Source organism: Rhizobium sp. 01N424 (assembly GCF_056399485.1).
In genome coordinates, this window is record NZ_JBFTRK010000035.1 from 1 (window position 1) to 2,560 (window position 2,560).

A 2,560-nucleotide genomic window follows, 5' to 3' on the forward strand; every position below is an offset into this window, starting at 1 on the left:
GTAAGCGCGATCTTCCATGCACATTGACGTATGCGGCATCACCGCACCGGCCCCTTTTGCGAAGCGATATCCGGGCCTATCAATTGGCGGGGTTTTTGGAGAAGCGGAACGGAAGTAAGTCGCCGATGTCGGCAGTTTCTTCGCGCTGAGGTAACTCAGTGAGGACGTGGCGCAGCCAAGAGAGCGGGTCGACGCCACAGGCGCGGCAGGTCAGCATCAGACTGTAAATCACAGCGCTTGCCCTGGCTCCGTCGGCGGTATCGCTGAACAGCCACGATTTTCTTCCGGTCGCAAAAACTCTGATCTCGCGTTCCAGAATGTTGTTATCGATCGGCATCCTGCCGTCGCTGATATAGCGGATCAGGTAATCCCATTGGTTCAGGGTATAGGACACGGCATCGCCGAGCTTGGTATCCGGCACGACCTTTGGCGCGATAGTGTCGAGCCATGACTTGAGTGCGTTCAGGACAGGCAAGCTATGCTGTTGCCGGAAACGGCGAACGCAATCGGCCCGCGTTTCACCGGCGTYGGSCTTGCTSTCTCGCGCCTGCTYTTCGATCCGGTAGAGCTGYTCGAAGAACCGGAGCGCCTGTTCCGGCGGTCCGCCTCCATTCTTTCGGGTCTTGAGGGCCTCGACAAAGCGCCGCCGGGAATGAGCCATGCATCCGACATGGGTGGCACCAAGCAATGTGCGCCAGGCTGCGTAGCCATCGCTCACCAATATGCCGCGATAGTCGCCGAGAAAGGTCTTCGGGTGGACCTGGCCGCGGCCGGGCTGGTAGTCGAGAAGCACGATCGGCTCGTCACTGTCCTCGCTGCTGCGGTACGCCCACATATACGATGTGCTGGTGGCTTCTTTGTCCTTTTCCTTGAGGACCTGAACGGTCGTCTCATCACCGTGAATGAGAGGCTGCGACCTGAGCCGCAATCTCAGCGCATCATAGATGCGGTGAAGATGCCTCTCGCTCGAACCAATCACCCAGTGAGCGAGAGCGCCTCGGCTGATCGGAACGCCGGCACGCTCGAATGTCTGAGCCACGCGATAGAGCGGCGTGCCATCGACGTATTTGTGGACGAGCGCGAAAGCCAGTGTCGAGGCGGTGGCGATACTGCCTGGCAATGGTTGCGGCGGCATCGGTGCGATCACGACAGGCGTGTTGATGCCGGTACGGTCGCAATGGCGGCAGGCGTATTTGAACCGCACATTCTGCAGAACCTTTGCCTTGACCTCGATATGGAGCTGCTCGGTAACGGCCTCACCCATGCGATGCATTTGGCCATTGCAACAAGGGCAAGCTTTCTGATCGTCGGGAAGGTCGTATTCGATACGCTCGCGGGGCAGGTCTTCTGGCAGAGGTCTGCGGCCCCGCTTTTTACCCGCGGCGTTATCGACAGGCGGCAGGCCTGTATCCGGGAGATCGGCGATGTCGTCGCCATGATCAGGATCATCCTTGTCTGCGGCCTCTTCGGCTTCGTTAAAGAGGCGATCGACGTGCTTTTCGCTGCGGGGTGCAAACCGATGCAACCTTGCGAGCGCCAGTTCTTCTTCCAGCTTGACGACCCGTCGCGAGAGCGCTTCCTTCTCGGCTTTGAGCGCAGCGATTTCGGCAGCATTTGCTGCCAACTGCGCCATCAGTTCTGCAACGCTTGGTTCGCCGGCCCGAGTCATCAGATTCTTGAATCTGAACCGCCCCCGCGCGTCAACAGCTCAATTCGCCATCTTCAGCCGGCGATCTGATATTGCCGCACCGGATGGCGCACCATCGCGTCGATATCGATGCCGTCGAGGATCCAGTGCAGTTGCTCGGTCGAGAGCATCACCACCGCAGTCTCTCGACGGGGCCAGCGGAACCTGTCTTCCGTCAACTTCTTCAGCACCATGACAAAGCCGGACCGATCAAAGAACAACAGCTTCATCCGGTCACGACGCCGATTGCAAAAGGCAAACACCGCAGGAGCAAACGGATCCATCGACATCGTCTCCTGCACCAGGACCGCGAGGCTGTTGATGCCCGCGCGGAAGTCGATCGGCTCCCGATGGAGGTAGACCTTCAGATCAGCGCCCAGTCTGAACATGACCCAGCGCTCCTATGATTGCGATCAGCCCACTCTCATCGCCGCACTCAACGGTCAGGCTGATCCCGTTGGGTAGGAGTGCACTCACCTTGGACGAATGACACGGCTTGCCCACCGCTACACTCTTCGTCATTAAATCGCCGCCGGAACCCGGCAGCATAGCTGGAGCAATCTGAACTGGAACGAAGGCCGAGACCGATGGCAAAGGACGCTGCTCCATGGCCTTCTTTATCCACTTACGAACGAGATTGGCATTCACACCGTATTCCCGTGCTAGCCGAGAGACCGAAACGCCGGGTTCTAAACACGCTGCGACAAGCTGATCACGAGAAGCAGGGTCATATCGACGGCGGCCGTCGCGGCCAACAAGCCGCACCTGCAGTTTAGGAGCATCGTCCATGATTTGGTGTCCACCTGTTTTTGGTGGACACTTCATGCATCAGAGCACTGCGCTTCAGAAGGCGCATAGAAATTCGCGCTTACG

At 58.7% G+C, this 2,560-nt stretch carries 3 protein-coding genes; all 3 read right to left on the reverse strand.

From position 1 onward, the window contains the following. Positions 1–79: 79 nt before the first annotated feature. From tnpC to tnpA, 3 genes are read right to left on the reverse strand one after another with little or no spacing between them, the layout of a single operon-like run. Positions 80–1,669, reverse strand: coding sequence for an IS66 family transposase (gene tnpC / locus AC1DNK_RS29925; RefSeq protein WP_477944852.1), 1,590 nt, complete (start codon positions 1,667–1,669; stop codon positions 80–82). A gap of 53 nt (positions 1,670–1,722) precedes the next feature. Continuing rightward, positions 1,723–2,076, reverse strand: a complete 354-nt coding sequence (gene tnpB, locus AC1DNK_RS29930; protein ID WP_470424218.1) for an IS66 family insertion sequence element accessory protein TnpB — start codon at positions 2,074–2,076, stop codon at positions 1,723–1,725. Next, complete coding sequence (gene tnpA, locus AC1DNK_RS29935; RefSeq protein WP_477944855.1) at positions 2,057–2,476, reverse strand: IS66-like element accessory protein TnpA; 420 nt, start codon at positions 2,474–2,476, stop codon at positions 2,057–2,059. Before tnpA ends, tnpB begins: the two co-directional genes overlap by 20 nt. Positions 2,477–2,560 lie beyond the last annotated feature (84 nt).